The sequence below is a fragment of the Enterobacter sp. BNK-14 genome (assembly GCF_047456095.1).
Classification (GTDB): domain Bacteria; phylum Pseudomonadota; class Gammaproteobacteria; order Enterobacterales; family Enterobacteriaceae; genus Enterobacter; species Enterobacter kobei.
The window spans coordinates 3,652,622-3,667,163 of record NZ_CP179897.1 but is presented as its reverse complement, the minus strand read 5'-3'; the positions used below and the strand labels follow the sequence as shown (position 1 = coordinate 3,667,163).

Genomic DNA, 14,542 nt, shown 5'->3' with positions numbered 1-14,542 from the left:
GGAGCCTGTCTGATTTCCTATGACGGGTGACAAAAAGAAGCCGCCCTCAGGCGGCTCCTTTTCAATCATTAAGACTGCTTGGACATTGCAGCAACTTCTGCTGCGAAGTCAGTCTCAACTTTCTCGATGCCTTCGCCCACTTCGAAGCGGATGAAGCCAGTTACGTCAGCGTTGTGCTCTTTCAGCAGCTGAGCAACAGACTTGCTTGGATCCATAACGAAAGGCTGGCCAGTCAGAGAAACTTCGCCGGTGAATTTCTTCATACGGCCTTCAACCATTTTCTCTGCGATTTCTTTTGGCTTACCAGACTGCATCGCGATGTCCAGCTGAACCTGGTACTCTTTTTCTACCACTTCAGCAGACACGTCTTCTGGCTTAACGAATTCTGGTTTGCTTGCAGCGATGTGCATAGCCAGCTGTTTAACCAGCTCTTCGTCAGCGCCTTTAGCCGCAACCAGAACACCGATACGTGCACCGTGCTGGTAAGAGCCCAGAACGTCGCCTTCCAGAGAAGAAACGCGACGGATGTTGATGTTCTCACCGATTTTAGCAACCAGCGCAACACGTTCTTCTTCGAACTGTGCTTTCAGAACTTCAACGTCAGTGATTTTGCCAGCAACCGCTGCGTCCAGAACTTTGTTCGCAAATGCCTGGAAACCGCCATCTTTAGCAACGAAGTCAGTCTGGCAGTTAACTTCCAGAATGATGCCGTAGTTGCCGTCGATTTTGGTGATGATCACGCCGTCAGCAGCAACGTTGCCTGCTTTTTTAGCTGCTTTGATCGCACCGGATTTACGCATGTTTTCGATTGCCAGCTCGATGTCGCCGTTCGCTTCAGTCAGCGCTTTTTTGCAATCCATCATGCCTGCGCCAGTACGCTCGCGCAGCTCTTTTACCAGGGATGCGGTAATTTCAGCCATTCTTAAATCCTCGGGAGATGTGAACTGCCCGGCCGGGGGCCAAACAGTGTAAATTGAAAAAAGGGGCCGGTAATGGGCCCCTATTCATACACGGTACTAATAAGGGGTAAAACCTTATTATTCAGCTTCTACGAAGCTTTCTTCCGCCTGAGAAGCCAGATCCTGGGAACGGCCTTCACGAACGGTAGCAGCTACAGCGCTCAGGTACAGGCTAACAGCACGGATTGCGTCGTCGTTACCCGGGATAACGAAGTCAACACCGTCCGGATCGGAGTTGGTATCAACGATAGCGAATACCGGGATACCCAGGTTGTTAGCTTCTTTGATAGCGATGTGCTCGTGGTCTGCATCGATTACGAACAGCGCGTCTGGCAGGCCGCCCATATCTTTGATACCGCCCAGGCTGTTTTCCAGCTTGTCCAGTTCACGAGTGCGCATCAGCGCTTCTTTCTTAGTCAGCTTGTCGAAAGTACCGTCCTGAGACTGGGTTTCCAGATCTTTCAGGCGCTTGATGGACTGACGAACAGTTTTCCAGTTGGTCAGCATGCCGCCCAACCAGCGATGGTTCACGAAGAACTGGTCGCAGCTGTTAGCAGCATCTTTCACAGCTTCGCTTGCAGCGCGCTTAGTACCAACGAACAGAATCTTACCTTTACGGGAAGAGATCTTGTTCAGCTCAGCCAGGGCTTCGTTGAACATTGGTACAGTTTTCTCAAGGTTGATGATGTGAACTTTGTTACGCGCGCCGAAGATGAAAGGCTTCATTTTCGGGTTCCAGTAACGGGTCTGGTGACCAAAGTGAACACCAGCCTTGAGCATGTCGCGCATGGAAACAGTTGCCATGTTTAAAACCTCTATATTGAAAGTTGGGGTTATGCCTCCACGTATCCCATATTACCGACCCCGAAGGGCACCCCGGAATATGTGCCGATACGTGTGTGTTGTTACACAAAGTGAGATTTGTCGCTCCCGTCCAGCCTGTGTATCTGAGATGGATCGGAAGTCCGGCGCGCTTTATACCACAAAACACGACCAGAAACCAACAGTTGTTGGCGGAGTGTGCTGTTAATGATTCTCAATTTGGCACGGAGCGTGCCTGACTGATACCATTGACGACACTTAGACTAGTATTGTCGAAAAAATCGACACCGATGGACAGATTACATGGCTATCTCTATTAAGACACCTGAAGAAATTGAAAAGATGCGCGTCGCCGGTCGTCTGGCCGCGGAAGTGCTGGAAATGATCGAACCGTTCGTGAAGCCGGGCGTCAGCACCGGTGAACTGGACCGCATCTGTAACGACTATATCGTGAACGAGCAGCACGCGGTTTCCGCCTGCCTCGGCTACCACGGTTTCCCGAAATCCGTCTGCATTTCTATTAATGAAGTGGTTTGTCACGGTATCCCGGACGACGAAAAACTGCTGAAAGATGGCGACATCGTCAACATCGACGTGACCGTCATTAAAGACGAGTACCACGGTGACACCTCTAAGATGTTCATTGTCGGCAAGCCAACGATTCTGGGCGAGCGTCTGTGCAAAGTGACACAAGAGAGCCTGTACCTGGCGCTGAAAATGGTTAAGCCGGGTATTCGCCTGCGTACCATTGGTGCTGCCATCCAGAAGTTTGTAGAAGCGGAAGGGTTCTCCGTCGTGCGCGAATACTGCGGTCACGGTATTGGCCGCGTTTTCCATGAAGAACCCCAGGTTCTGCACTATGATGCCGATGACGGCGGCGTGGTGCTGCAAAAGGGCATGACCTTCACCATCGAGCCGATGGTCAACGCCGGTGACTACCGCATCCGCACCATGAAAGATGGCTGGACGGTGAAAACCAAAGACAGAAGCTTGTCTGCTCAGTACGAGCATACTATTGTGGTAACAGACAACGGCTGCGAAATTATGACGTTGCGCAAGGATGACACCATCCCGGCGATACTGACGAACATTGAGTGATAAGAAGCCGGCAAATGCCGGCTTTTTTAATGGCGATAGCTTTTTCTTATGGGTGGCGCACGATGAGTAATCTCTTACCCGAACAGTATGCTAACACAGCACTTCCCACCCTTCCCGACCAGCCCGATAACCCGGGCGTCTGGCCGTCGCACGAGCTGACCTGCGCGCATATCAAAGCCCATATGGATGTTTTCCATCGCTGGCTGGGCAGCGCGTTCGACGCAGGGGTCTCAGCCGAGCAACTTATTGAAGCGCGCACCGAATTTATCGACCAGCTCCTGCAACGTCTGTGGATCGACTACGGTTTCGGGCAGGTGAGCGACATCGCGCTGGTTGCCGTCGGGGGCTATGGCCGCGGTGAACTTCATCCACTTTCCGATATCGATCTCCTGATCTTAAGCCGTAAAAAGCTACCGGACGAACAGGCGCAGAAGATTGGCGAGCTGCTGACCCTGCTCTGGGACGTGAAGCTGGAAGTGGGACACAGCGTGAGAACCCTGGAAGAGTGCCTGCTGGAGGGCTTATCTGACCTGACCGTCGCCACCAACCTGATTGAAACCCGTCTGCTGATCGGTGACGTGGCGCTGTTCCTGGAGCTGCAAAAACACATCTTCAGCGACGGCTTTTGGCCGTCAGAAAAATTCTTCGCCGCGAAGGTCGAGGAGCAAAATCAGCGCCATCAGCGCTACCACGGCACCAGTTACAATCTTGAACCCGATATTAAAAGCAGCCCCGGCGGCCTGCGCGACATCCACACGCTACAGTGGGTAGCCCGCCGCCATTTTGGCGCCACCTCAATGGACGAGATGGTCGGCTTTGGCTTTTTAACCGAGGCCGAACGTAACGAACTGAACGAGTGCCTGCATCTGCTGTGGCGCATCCGTTTTGCCCTGCATCTGGAAGTGACCCGCTACGATAACCGCCTGCTGTTTGACCGCCAGCTCAGCGTGGCGCAGCGATTGAATTATCAGGGCGAAGGTAACGAACCGGTTGAGCAGATGATGAAGGATTTCTTCCGCGTCACCCGCCGGGTGACCGAGCTGAACCAGATGCTGTTGCAGCTGTTCGACGAGGCCATTCTGGCCCTGACGGCGGACGAAAAGCCGCGCCCAATTGATGACGAATTCCAGCTGCGCGGCACGCTTATCGATCTGCGGGACGAAACGCTGTTTATCCGCGAGCCGGAAGCGATCCTGCGAATGTTCTACACCATGGTGCGCAACAGCACGATTACCGGGATCTACTCCACCACCCTGCGCCATCTGCGCCATGCGCGCCGTCATCTGACGCAGCCGCTGTGCTATATCCCGGAAGCGCGCTCGCTGTTTTTGAGTATGCTCCGTCATCCTGGCGCCGTCAGTCGTGGTCTGCTGCCAATGCACCGTCATAGCGTGCTGTGGGCCTATATGCCGCAGTGGTCGCACATCGTCGGACAGATGCAGTTCGATCTCTTCCACGCCTACACGGTGGATGAGCACACGATCCGCGTCATGCTCAAGTTGGAAAGCTTTGCGAAAGAAGAGACGCGATCCCGCCACCCGCTTTGCGTGGAGCTGTGGCCGCGCCTCACCCATCCGGAACTGATCCTGATTGCCGCCCTGTTCCACGACATCGCCAAAGGCCGCGGTGGAGACCACTCGGTGCTGGGTGCGCAGGACGTGCTGAAATTTGCCGAGCTGCATGGGCTCAACTCGCGCGAAACGCAGCTGGTCGCCTGGCTGGTACGCCATCACCTGCTGATGTCAGTCACTGCCCAGCGTCGTGATATTCAGGATCCAGAGGTAATTAAGCAATTCGCCGAAGAGGTCCAGACGGAGAACCGTCTGCGCTATCTGGTGTGCCTGACGGTCGCGGATATTTGTGCCACCAATGAAACCCTGTGGAACAGCTGGAAGCAAAGCCTGCTGCGCGAGCTCTATTTCGCCACCGAAAAACAGCTGCGTCGCGGAATGCAAAACACCCCGGACATGCGCGAGCGCGTGCGACATCATCAGCTGCAGGCCCTGGCGCTGCTGCGGATGGATAACATTGATGAAGAAGCACTGCATCAGATTTGGGCCCGCTGCCGTGCCAACTATTTTGTCCGCCACAGCCCAAACCAGCTTGCCTGGCACGCGCGACATCTGCTGAAGCACGATCTGTCGCAGCCGATGATCCTGCTTAGCCCACAAGCGACGCGCGGCGGGACGGAGATCTTCATCTGGAGCCCGGATCGGCCTTATCTGTTTGCTGCGGTCTGCGCCGAGCTGGACAGGCGTAACCTGAGCGTTCACGACGCGCAGATTTTTACCACCCGCGACGGCATGGCGATGGATACCTTTATCGTGCTGGAGCCGGACGGCAGTCCGCTCTCGTCGGACAGACATGAAGGGATACGCTTCGGTCTGGAACAGGCGATCACTCAGCGCAGCTGGCAGCCACCGCAGCCGCGTCGCCAGCCGGCGAAATTGCGCCACTTTACCGTCGATATCGAGGTCAATTTCCTGCCGACCCACACCGACCGTAAATCGTTCCTGGAGCTGATCGCGCTCGACCAGCCAGGGCTGCTCGCCCGCGTCGGCCAGGTTTTTGCCGATCTGGGAATTTCGCTTCATGGCGCCCGAATTACAACCATTGGCGAGCGAGTAGAAGATTTATTTATAATCGCCACCGCCGACCGGCGTGCCCTTAATAATGACCTGCAACTTGAAGTGCAACAACGGTTGACAGCAGCCCTCAATCCAAACGATAAAGGGTGACGTGTTTTTTAGTGAAATGGAAAGAGTAAACAATGCAGCAGTTACAGAACGTTATTGAGTCCGCTTTTGAGCGTCGCGCCGAGATTACCCCGGCAAATGTGGATACCGTGACCCGTGAAGCGGTAAACCAGGTGATTTCCCTGCTGGATTCCGGCGCGCTGCGCGTGGCAGAAAAAATCGACGGTCAGTGGGTTACTCATCAATGGCTGAAGAAAGCGGTGCTGCTCTCTTTCCGTATCAACGATAACCAGGTTATCGACGGAGCAGAAAGCCGCTACTTCGATAAAGTCCCAATGAAATTCGCTGATTACGACGAAGCGCGTTTCCAGAAAGAAGGCTTCCGCGTGGTGCCGCCTGCGGCAGTGCGTCAGGGCGCGTTCATCGCACGCAACACCGTGCTGATGCCATCCTACGTGAACATCGGTGCCTACGTTGACGAAGGTACGATGGTGGATACCTGGGCTACCGTCGGTTCCTGTGCCCAAATCGGTAAAAACGTTCACCTGTCCGGCGGCGTGGGCATCGGTGGTGTTCTGGAGCCACTGCAGGCTAACCCAACCATCATCGAAGACAACTGCTTCATCGGCGCGCGTTCAGAAGTGGTTGAAGGCGTGATCGTGGAAGAGGGTTCCGTGATCTCCATGGGCGTTTACATCGGCCAGAGCACCCGTATTTACGATCGCGAAACCGGCGAAGTTCACTACGGCCGCGTTCCGGCGGGCTCCGTGGTCGTTTCCGGTAACCTGCCGTCGAAAGATGGCAAATACAGCCTGTACTGTGCCGTTATCGTGAAGAAAGTGGATGCGAAAACCCGCGGTAAAGTCGGTATCAACGAACTGCTGCGCACCATCGACTAATCGCTGACCCGTTGATACACCGGGACCCGCCTGTGCGTCCCGGTGTAATCATCAAAGACGTCCGTTTCCGCAGTCACGATTGCCATTCCCTTTCTTCTCAACCCTGCAATATCCGCCGCCATACGCTGGCTCCCCAACCAGAAAAGCCCGTCAAGCGCAGTCACAGCCAGACCCGATTCCAGCGCCAGCTTCAGTCGCTCACGCGGCGCTTTGACCTCTCTGGCAATCTGCCGGAATGGCTCCGCCGTAAGCCCGGTGGGATCGACCCGTCGAATGCGGGTCGTCATGCGGTATTGAAAAGCGTCGGGGATCGCATCCAGATCGCCCTTCAGGCTGTAAACGCAGCCAAAGCGCTTGCCGTTGAAGATGACGTTCTTCTGGTTTAGCTGAAACTCATCGCGCAGCCCGGTGATTAGCTGCGGGGCGCGGGTCAGTATCAGCCGAAATGGCAGTTCGAAGCTGGTGACATAATCCACGTTGAGCAAGGCAATGCGTAAACGCTCCTCCGCCCCCGCCTGAAGCAGGCGGCATTCGGCGGCGACTTCTGCCCACTGATGCGTCAGTCTTTGGTTCTCCTCTACGGCACCAAAGCTATATTTTTCGATTTGATAATCAATGCGTCCTGACATGTCATTATCCCCGCAGCCTACGCTTTCGTGCGATAACTTTGCCTGAATTCCCCGGCTTTGAATACCGTCTCGCTCGCCTTTTCTCACGACTCTCACGATGCTGCATTAACGTTGAGAGAAATGATTACCTTATTACATTGATTTCCGCTTGACGTGGTCGTTAAAAACAACAATAAACGAGTGGGAGCATTTATTTTCCCTGCTCGGTAATGTCAGTGAAAGGTAATCAGGATCGACCCCGCTTTTTTTGAACCCGAGGGTGGCAAAAAGGAATTTTTTCATTAATTATTCAAAGGTTATGTTGAGATAAGGGTACCGCTATGTACGATAATCTGAAAAGTCTGGGCATTACCAATCCTGATGAAATTGATCGTTACAGCCTCCGCCAGGAAGCCAACAACGACATCTTAAAAATTTATTTTCACAAGGATAAAGGCGAGTTTTTCGCCAAAAGCGTGAAGTTTAAATATCCACGCCAGCGTAAGACCGTCGTCGCGGACGGCGTAGGCCAGGGGTACAAAGAAGTTCAGGAAATCAGCCCTAACCTGCGCTATGTGATCGATGAACTCGATCAGATTTGTCAGCGCGACCGCACTGAAGTCGATCTCAAACGTAAGATCCTTGACGATCTGCGTCACCTTGAAAGCGTTGTTACCAATAAGATCACCGAGATTGAAGCGGATCTTGAGAAGTTAACTCGGAAATAAAAGCAAAACGGCAGTCCCTGATTGCCGTTTTTAATGTTTGCGCCCTCTCCCCGTGGGAGAGGGATGGGGTGAGGGCACCAGCCCGCACTCAGTCATCTCTGCTCATCCAGCTGCAACGCCACATACAGCAGCAGCCTGTCGTCAAAATTCCCCAGATCCAGCCCCGTTAGCTCCGAAATCCGGTTAAGCCGGTACTCCAGCGTATTGCGATGAATAAACAACGCCTTCGACGTCGCCAGCGGCTGCACGTTATGGCGGAACCACGCCTGCAGCGTCCGGCGCAGCAGGCCGTTGTTGTCCATCGCTTTCAGGCGCGCTAAGGGCCGCGCCAGCTCGTTGGCCTGCCAGCCGCCACGCAGGCTGTCGAGCAGCACCGGCAGCATCAGGTCCTGATAGAAATAACTGCGGCTCTCCGGCATCCGCTGCTTACCCACCATCATGGTGGTGCGCGCGGTGCGCCAGGAGCGGGCAATACTGCCCGGCCCGGAAAAGTAATTGCCGAGCGCAACGCGAAAACGCAGCTGACCGTTCTCCTGCATCCGGGAAATCAGCAGTTCCACGCGACGACGATGATCTTCGGCATCCCAGCGGCCAAACGGATTGAGCGCGGGTTTGAGCACCACCATTTCCGTCAGCGAGACTATCGCCACCAGGTTATCGCGTTCCGGTGTCGTTAGCGCATTTTGCAGCTGCTGCAGTTCGGCCATCGCGCTGTCTACGCCAAGCTGACCGCTATCGACCTCGATCACCGCCACCACGCGCGGCTGATTGAGGTCGATCCCCAGGCGCTGCGCCCATTCACTGAGTGCAGGCGTAAGCTCTTCCGCCTGAATAAGGTTCATCACCAGCTCTTCGCGCAGGCGGCTGTCCTGGGCGAGCAGATGCATCAGGCGCGACTGCTCCAGCATCATTTCCGCCGTCATACAGACCAACTCGCCATATTTACGCAGGGACTCCGGCTCGCCGGTCAGGCCGATAACCCCCACAATCTCGCCTTCAAGGCGCAGCGGTAAATTGATGCCCTGACGCACGCCGTGCAGGTGTTTCGCAACCGCATCGTCGATATCAACCACACGCCCCTGAGAGAGCACCAAAAGCGCGCCTTCGTGCAATTCACCAATACGCTCACGATCGCCACTACCAATAATGCGCCCACGGGCATCCATTACATTGATGTTGGTATCAATGATGCGCATCGTGCGCGCCACAATATCCTGCGCCATTTTGGTATCAAGATGCCAGCCAGCCATGTCACCCTCCTCTGAGCAGAGCTCAAGCATAGGGAAGTTCAGTGACGGCTGCATTGTGCGAATGCACAAAGAGAGCGGAAGAAGTATGGAGTTGTGGGAAAAGTCACAGAAACAAGAAAGCCCCTGCGTACAGGGGCTTAAGAGGATTACTGCATCAGCAGGTAGATAGAGGTATCACCACGCTGAATATTCAACGCCAGCACGGACGGTTTGCTGTCGAGAATTTTGCGCAGTTCAGCGATGTTTTTCACCGGCTGCTGGTTAGCGCCCATGATCACATCCCCTTTTTTCAGGCCGATACGGGCAGCAGGTGAATTCGCCTTCACGTTATTCACTACCACACCTTTGTCTGCGCCCTTATTGCTCATCTCAGCGCCTTCAATACCGCTGAAGATGGTGCTGGAATCAACCTGATTCTGGCTGCTCTGCTGCAGCTCCAGGCTCACGTTGACCGGCTTACCGTCACGCAGCAGACCGAGGGTCACTTTGCTGCCAATCGGCATAGAGCCGACTTCCGCACGCAGGGCTGCAAAGCTGCTGATCGGCTTACCGTTCAGGGAGGTGATCACGTCACCCGCTTTAATCCCTGCTTTCGCAGCAGAGGAGTTCGGCATCACCTGGCTGACGAACGCGCCGCGCTGGGCATCCACTTTCATCGCTTTTGCCAGCTCAGAGTTCAGCTCGGTGCCCAAAATGCCCAGCTCGCCGCGTTTCACCTGGCCGTACTGCACCATCTGCGCGGTCAGGTTTTTCACCATGTTGCTCGGGATAGCAAAACCGATCCCGATGTTGCCGCCGTCCGGCGCCAGGATCGCGGTGTTAATACCGATCAGCTCGCCGTTCAGGTTCACCAGCGCACCGCCGGAGTTACCGCGGTTGATGGCCGCATCCGTCTGAATAAAGTTTTCATAGTTCTCTGCGTTCAGGCCGCTACGGCCCAGCGCAGAGACGATACCTGAGGTCACGGTTTCGCCCAGACCGAACGGGTTACCGATAGCCACGGTGTAGTCACCTACGCGCAGCGCATCAGAGTCGGCAATTTTAATCGCCGTCAGGTTTTTCGGATCCTGAATCTGGATCAGCGCAATATCGGAACGCGGGTCTTTGCCGACCACTTTTGCGTCGAACTTACGGCCATCGCTCAGCTGAACCTTAATGCTGTTCGCGTTATCAACCACGTGGTTGTTGGTCACGACGTAGCCTTTCGCTGCATCGATAATGACTCCCGAGCCAAGCGCCATGAATTTCTGTTGCTGGCCGCCGCCCTGGCTGTCATCCCCTGCACCACCGCCCTGACAGAACGGGGAACTCTGGAATGGCGAACCGTCCTGGCAGAACGGTGAGTTGTCACCAAAGAACTGCTGGAAGTTACGCGGCATACGCGGCGTATTGACGGTCGTACTCCCCTCAACGTTAATACTCACCACCGATGGCATCACTTTTTCGAGCATCGGTGCCAGGCTTGGCATCTGCTGCGCGGTTGCTGCCGATGACGCGGTCTCGGCTGCGGTAGCAGTCAGAGGAGACAGCGCTAAACCTAAACTCAGAGCCAGTGCACTCATTGCTAATGTGGTTTTTTTCATGTTTCTCAATCTCGATTTACAGGTAACGCAAAATTGCTGTGTAACTCAGATTCATTTTATACCGCTTAGTTCCGGTCATAAGTTTATGGAAAAGGTAAAAATTTATTGGCCGTCTTTACAAAACTCAGCGTTTATTCCACGGCCATTAGCTTGCGGTATTCATCCCAGGCATACAAATCCGTCATGCCGCTGATATAGTCCTGGATAAGACGGCAGCGATAATAATATTCCATTACCGGCCACTGCGTAGCGTGACGATCCAGCTTACTTATCGCTTCGACATAGGCCAGCCGATGACGGGTTGAAAGTTTTTGATAAAGCCGGGATTCGATAGGAATTCGTCGCACGCGTTCTTTTTCCACCAGCTCACTGAATTCGTCGACCGACAGCAGAAGCAACGGAGAATAAATTTCCAGTAACCCACTGATTACCCGGTAGCCCTGCAGTTCGAGCTGCTCGACATCCGGATGGCTGAACACATGCCGCATCGCCACATGTTTATAGAGCTCAAGGAGTTGACTAAAACTGCTGTCATCTTCCAGCAGCGCGTGATTGAATTCCCCGCTGAAAATCTGCGGCAGATTATCGATAAAGCGCGAGGCTGCGTAGGGCACCAGTTTATTTAATGTATTGACGCGCAAATACATAAAGAACTGGTCTTCCGTGCTGCGGCTTAATGTATTTGAGCGCGACTTTTCCCAGGCATTTTCGACAACCTGAGCAAACAGTGAACCTTTTTCGTGGGTTCCCCAGGCGGCATAAAGGTGCTGGTAAAGCTCCTCGACGCTGAATATTCTTTTCTCAACGGCGTCTTCCAGGTCAGCGACGCAATAGGAAATATCATCCGCGGCTTCCATAATCCAGGTTAATGGAAAGCGACCGTTTGGCGTCAATGAAAGTTCTTTACGCAGCCGTTCAATATAGGCCTCTTCGGAAAGGTAGTAGCCCGGTTTCTTCATTAAATAGCTGTGGGATGCGGGCGTCTCTCCCGTCCACCACGCGGGACGCGTATATTTCAGGATACAGCCGACCTGCGCCCAGGTCAGGTTCATGCGCATCAGGGAATGTACCAGTCGGATACCCTGGGCATTGCCCTCGAAGTGACAGAGATCCTGACGCACTTTGCGACGCAGATCGTTAAGCCCTTCTTCACCTTCATGCAGACGTAAATCCCGCACGATGCAGCGGTCATCGCTGAGCGGCTGGCTTGCCGCATCCGACGGATGAAGGCGTTGTTTAAACCAGTCATTAATTGCCGCCTCGCCAAAGTGACCAAAAGGCGGATTGCCGATGTCATGCATCAGGCAGGCCATCTCAACGATGCTCTCGAAGGGCCCCGTCAGCTCGTCCAGACCATAGGTTTCCAGTAAACGTAGCTCTTTGAGACGGCTTAAAATCTCTTTGGCAATATACCGCCCGACCTGCTGCACTTCCATTGAGTGGGTTAAGCGCGTGCGTACAGCGGCATTACGCTCCAGCGGAAACACCTGCGTTTTTTGCTGCAAACGCCGGATGGCGGGCGAGTTAATAATCCTTCCTCGATCGCTTTCGAAGATACGCAGGATCTCATGTTCGCTCTTCTCGCCCTGTGGCGAGCGGAAACGTCGGTGCCAGTTAATTTTGGTACGAAAATCGATTGGTGACATGTGCTCCCCCGCGTGAGAATGCGTTTCCCCTTAACCGCATGATAGACTATGCATCTTAACAAGGCACATCGCGAGTAAATCTATGAAAATCGGCATTATTGGTGCAATGGAAGAAGAAGTTACGCTCCTGCGTGACAAAATTGAGAACCGTCAGACCCTCTCTCTGGGGGGGTGTGAGATCTACACCGGTCAGCTTAACGGTGTTGACGTGGCTCTGCTGAAATCAGGCATCGGTAAAGTGGCTGCTGCGCTGGGTGCGACCCTGCTGCTTGAGCGCTGCAAGCCGGACGTGATCGTGAACACCGGTTCGGCTGGAGGCCTGGCGCCGACGCTGAAAGTGGGCGATATCGTTGTCTCCGACGAAGCGCGTTATCACGATGCCGACGTCACCGCGTTTGGCTACGAATACGGTCAACTCCCGGGCTGCCCGGCAGGGTTTAAAGCTGACGACAAACTGATTGCGGCGGCTGAAACCTGCATTGCTGAGCTCAATCTTAACGCGGTACGCGGCCTGATTGTCAGCGGTGATGCGTTCATCAATGGCTCCGTCGGTCTGGCAAAAATACGTCATAACTTCCCGCAGGCGGTTGCCGTTGAGATGGAAGCGACCGCGATTGCGCACGTTTGCCACAACTTCAGCGTACCGTTCGTGGTGGTTCGCGCCATCTCTGACGTCGCAGACCAGCAGTCTCACATCAGCTTCGACGAGTTCCTGACCGTTGCGGCAAAACAGTCTACCGTGATGGTGGAACGCCTGGTGCAGAACCTGGCACGTGGCTAAACCATCCCTCAGGGCGCTTGCCGCCCTGCTTCTGCTTGCTTCAGCGTGGCTCTGTGCCGCGCCTCGCGTAATTACGCTCTCTCCCGCTAACACCGAGCTGGCCTTTGCCGCTGGCATCACCCCCGTTGGCGTGAGTAGCTTTTCGGATTACCCACCCCAGGCGGCCAACATTGAACACGTTGCGACCTGGCAAGGGATGAACCTTGAGCGCATCGTGGCGCTGAGACCCGATCTCGTGCTGGCCTGGCGTGGCGGTAACGCCGAACGGCAGGTCAATCAGCTTACCTCGCTTGGCATCAAGGTCATGTGGGTTGACGCCGTCAGTATTGAGCAAGTCGCTCAGGCACTGCGCGCCCTTGCCCCTTATAGCCCTGCGCCTGAAAAAGCCAGGCACGCGGCGAGCCAGATGCTCAATGACTATGCTGCGCTGAAAGCCCAATACGATACGTCCGTTAAAAAGCGCATCTTCCTGCAGTTTGGCAGTCAGCCGCTGTTTACCACAGGTAAAGGGTCAATTCAGAACCAGGTCCTGGAAGTCTGCGGAGGGGAAAACATTTTTGCAGCCAGCCGGGTGCCGTGGCCGCAGGTTAGCCGTGAGCAGGTTCTGGCGCGCCAGCCACAAGCCATCGTCGTGGTCGGAAATGCGAGCGAAATTCCCAAAATAGAACAATTCTGGCAAAAGCAGCTAAAAATACCGGTAATACCCCTCAACAGTGACTGGTTTGAACGCGCCAGCCCGCGTATTATCCTCGCCGCAAAACAGCTCTGTGCCGCACTGGCAGAGAGTCACTAACAGAAGACCTTTTTCGAGGATTTCACGATGCTCGTTTATTGGCTGGATATTCTTGGCACAGCCGTTTTTGCTATCTCCGGCGTTCTGCTCGCCGGAAAACTACGCATGGATCCGTTTGGCGTGCTGGTGCTTGGCGTAGTCACGGCCGTTGGCGGCGGGACTATCCGTGATATGGCGCTGGCGAATGGCCCGGTGTTTTGGGTGAAAGATCCGACCGATCTGGTGGTAGCCATGGTGACCTGTCTGTTAACCATTGTGCTGGTTCGCCAGCCCCGCAGATTACCGAAATGGATACTCCCGGTGCTGGATGCCGTGGGTCTGGCCGTGTTTGTCGGTATTGGCGTCAATAAAGCCTTCAATGCCGGAACCGGCCCGATGGTCGCGATCTGCATGGGCGTATTAACCGGCGTGGGCGGCGGCATTATTCGCGACATTCTGGCGCGTGAAGTACCGATGATCCTGCGTACCGAGATCTATGCTACTGCCTGTATTATTGGCGGGATTGTGCACGCCACGGCGTATTACACCTTTGCGGTGCCGCTGGAAAATGCTGCGATGCTGGGGATGGTCGTGACGCTGGTGATTCGTCTGGCGGCAATACGCTGGCACCTGAAGCTGCCGACGTTTGCGTTGGATGAAAATTCAAGATAGGCGTCGTTTATAAGCCCGGTGGCGCTTC

General features: G+C 54.7%; 13 protein-coding genes. 7 read left to right on the top strand and 6 right to left on the bottom strand.

The window, feature by feature from the left end; translation table 11 throughout:
- Positions 1–68: 68 nt before the first annotated feature.
- Positions 69–920 carry a translation elongation factor Ts gene (gene tsf / locus ACMGGM_RS17390; protein WP_014882627.1) on the bottom strand — a complete coding sequence of 284 codons (852 nt, stop codon included), beginning with the start codon at positions 918–920 and terminating at the stop codon, positions 69–71.
- A 117-nt stretch (positions 921–1,037) separates the two neighbouring features.
- A complete protein-coding gene (gene rpsB / locus ACMGGM_RS17385; RefSeq protein ID WP_003856207.1) occupies positions 1,038–1,763 on the bottom strand; it encodes a 30S ribosomal protein S2 in 726 nt (241 codons plus the stop codon).
- 321 nt (positions 1,764–2,084) lie between these two features.
- Between rpsB and map the strand changes: the two genes are divergently transcribed.
- The 3 genes from map to dapD all read left to right on the top strand — a co-directional run bounded on the left by map (position 2,085) and on the right by dapD (position 6,474).
- Positions 2,085–2,879, top strand: a complete 795-nt coding sequence (gene map, locus ACMGGM_RS17380) for a type I methionyl aminopeptidase (RefSeq protein ID WP_014882626.1) — start codon at positions 2,085–2,087, stop codon at positions 2,877–2,879.
- Between the two features lie 62 nt (positions 2,880–2,941).
- A complete protein-coding gene (glnD, locus tag ACMGGM_RS17375; RefSeq protein ID WP_414149056.1) occupies positions 2,942–5,617 on the top strand; it encodes a bifunctional uridylyltransferase/uridylyl-removing protein GlnD in 2,676 nt (891 codons plus the stop codon).
- A 32-nt stretch (positions 5,618–5,649) separates the two neighbouring features.
- Positions 5,650–6,474: a 2,3,4,5-tetrahydropyridine-2,6-dicarboxylate N-succinyltransferase gene (dapD, locus tag ACMGGM_RS17370; protein WP_008501915.1), complete on the top strand. Its 825-nt coding sequence runs from the start codon at positions 5,650–5,652 to the stop codon at positions 6,472–6,474.
- On the opposite strand, the gene ACMGGM_RS17365 is transcribed toward dapD, so the two are convergent.
- Entirely contained in the window at positions 6,471–7,103 is a 633-nt protein-coding gene (locus tag ACMGGM_RS17365) for a DNA-binding protein (protein ID WP_045134603.1), read from the bottom strand. The two genes, dapD and ACMGGM_RS17365, sit on opposite strands and share 4 nt — an antisense overlap.
- Positions 7,104–7,423: 320 nt before the next feature.
- On the opposite strand from ACMGGM_RS17365, the gene ACMGGM_RS17360 reads away from it, so the two are divergent.
- Complete coding sequence (locus ACMGGM_RS17360; protein WP_063943990.1) at positions 7,424–7,810, top strand: DUF3461 family protein; 387 nt, start codon at positions 7,424–7,426, stop codon at positions 7,808–7,810.
- 92 nt (positions 7,811–7,902) lie between these two features.
- On the opposite strand, the gene cdaR is transcribed toward ACMGGM_RS17360, so the two are convergent.
- The 3 genes from cdaR to dgt form a co-directional block, all read right to left on the bottom strand.
- On the bottom strand, positions 7,903–9,060 hold the full coding sequence (gene cdaR, locus ACMGGM_RS17355) for a DNA-binding transcriptional regulator CdaR (protein WP_014882623.1): 1,158 nt from the start codon (positions 9,058–9,060) through the stop codon (positions 7,903–7,905).
- A gap of 146 nt (positions 9,061–9,206) precedes the next feature.
- Positions 9,207–10,643, bottom strand: a complete 1,437-nt coding sequence (degP, locus tag ACMGGM_RS17350) for a serine endoprotease DegP (protein ID WP_014882622.1) — start codon at positions 10,641–10,643, stop codon at positions 9,207–9,209.
- Between the two features lie 131 nt (positions 10,644–10,774).
- Positions 10,775–12,289 (bottom strand): dGTPase, encoded by a 1,515-nt coding sequence (dgt, locus tag ACMGGM_RS17345; RefSeq protein WP_059372494.1) that lies wholly within the window; start codon positions 12,287–12,289, stop codon positions 10,775–10,777.
- 82 nt (positions 12,290–12,371) lie between these two features.
- Between dgt and mtnN the strand changes: the two genes are divergently transcribed.
- From mtnN to ACMGGM_RS17330, 3 genes are read left to right on the top strand one after another with little or no spacing between them, the layout of a single operon-like run.
- Complete coding sequence (mtnN, locus tag ACMGGM_RS17340; RefSeq protein WP_014882620.1) at positions 12,372–13,070, top strand: 5'-methylthioadenosine/S-adenosylhomocysteine nucleosidase; 699 nt, start codon at positions 12,372–12,374, stop codon at positions 13,068–13,070.
- On the top strand, positions 13,063–13,863 hold the full coding sequence (btuF, locus tag ACMGGM_RS17335; protein WP_059372495.1) for a vitamin B12 ABC transporter substrate-binding protein BtuF: 801 nt from the start codon (positions 13,063–13,065) through the stop codon (positions 13,861–13,863). The genes mtnN and btuF overlap by 8 nt, the downstream gene beginning before the upstream one ends.
- Before the next feature lie 27 nt (positions 13,864–13,890).
- Positions 13,891–14,514, top strand: coding sequence for a TRIC cation channel family protein (locus tag ACMGGM_RS17330; RefSeq protein ID WP_014882618.1), 624 nt, complete (start codon positions 13,891–13,893; stop codon positions 14,512–14,514).
- Positions 14,515–14,542: the final 28 nt, after the last annotated feature.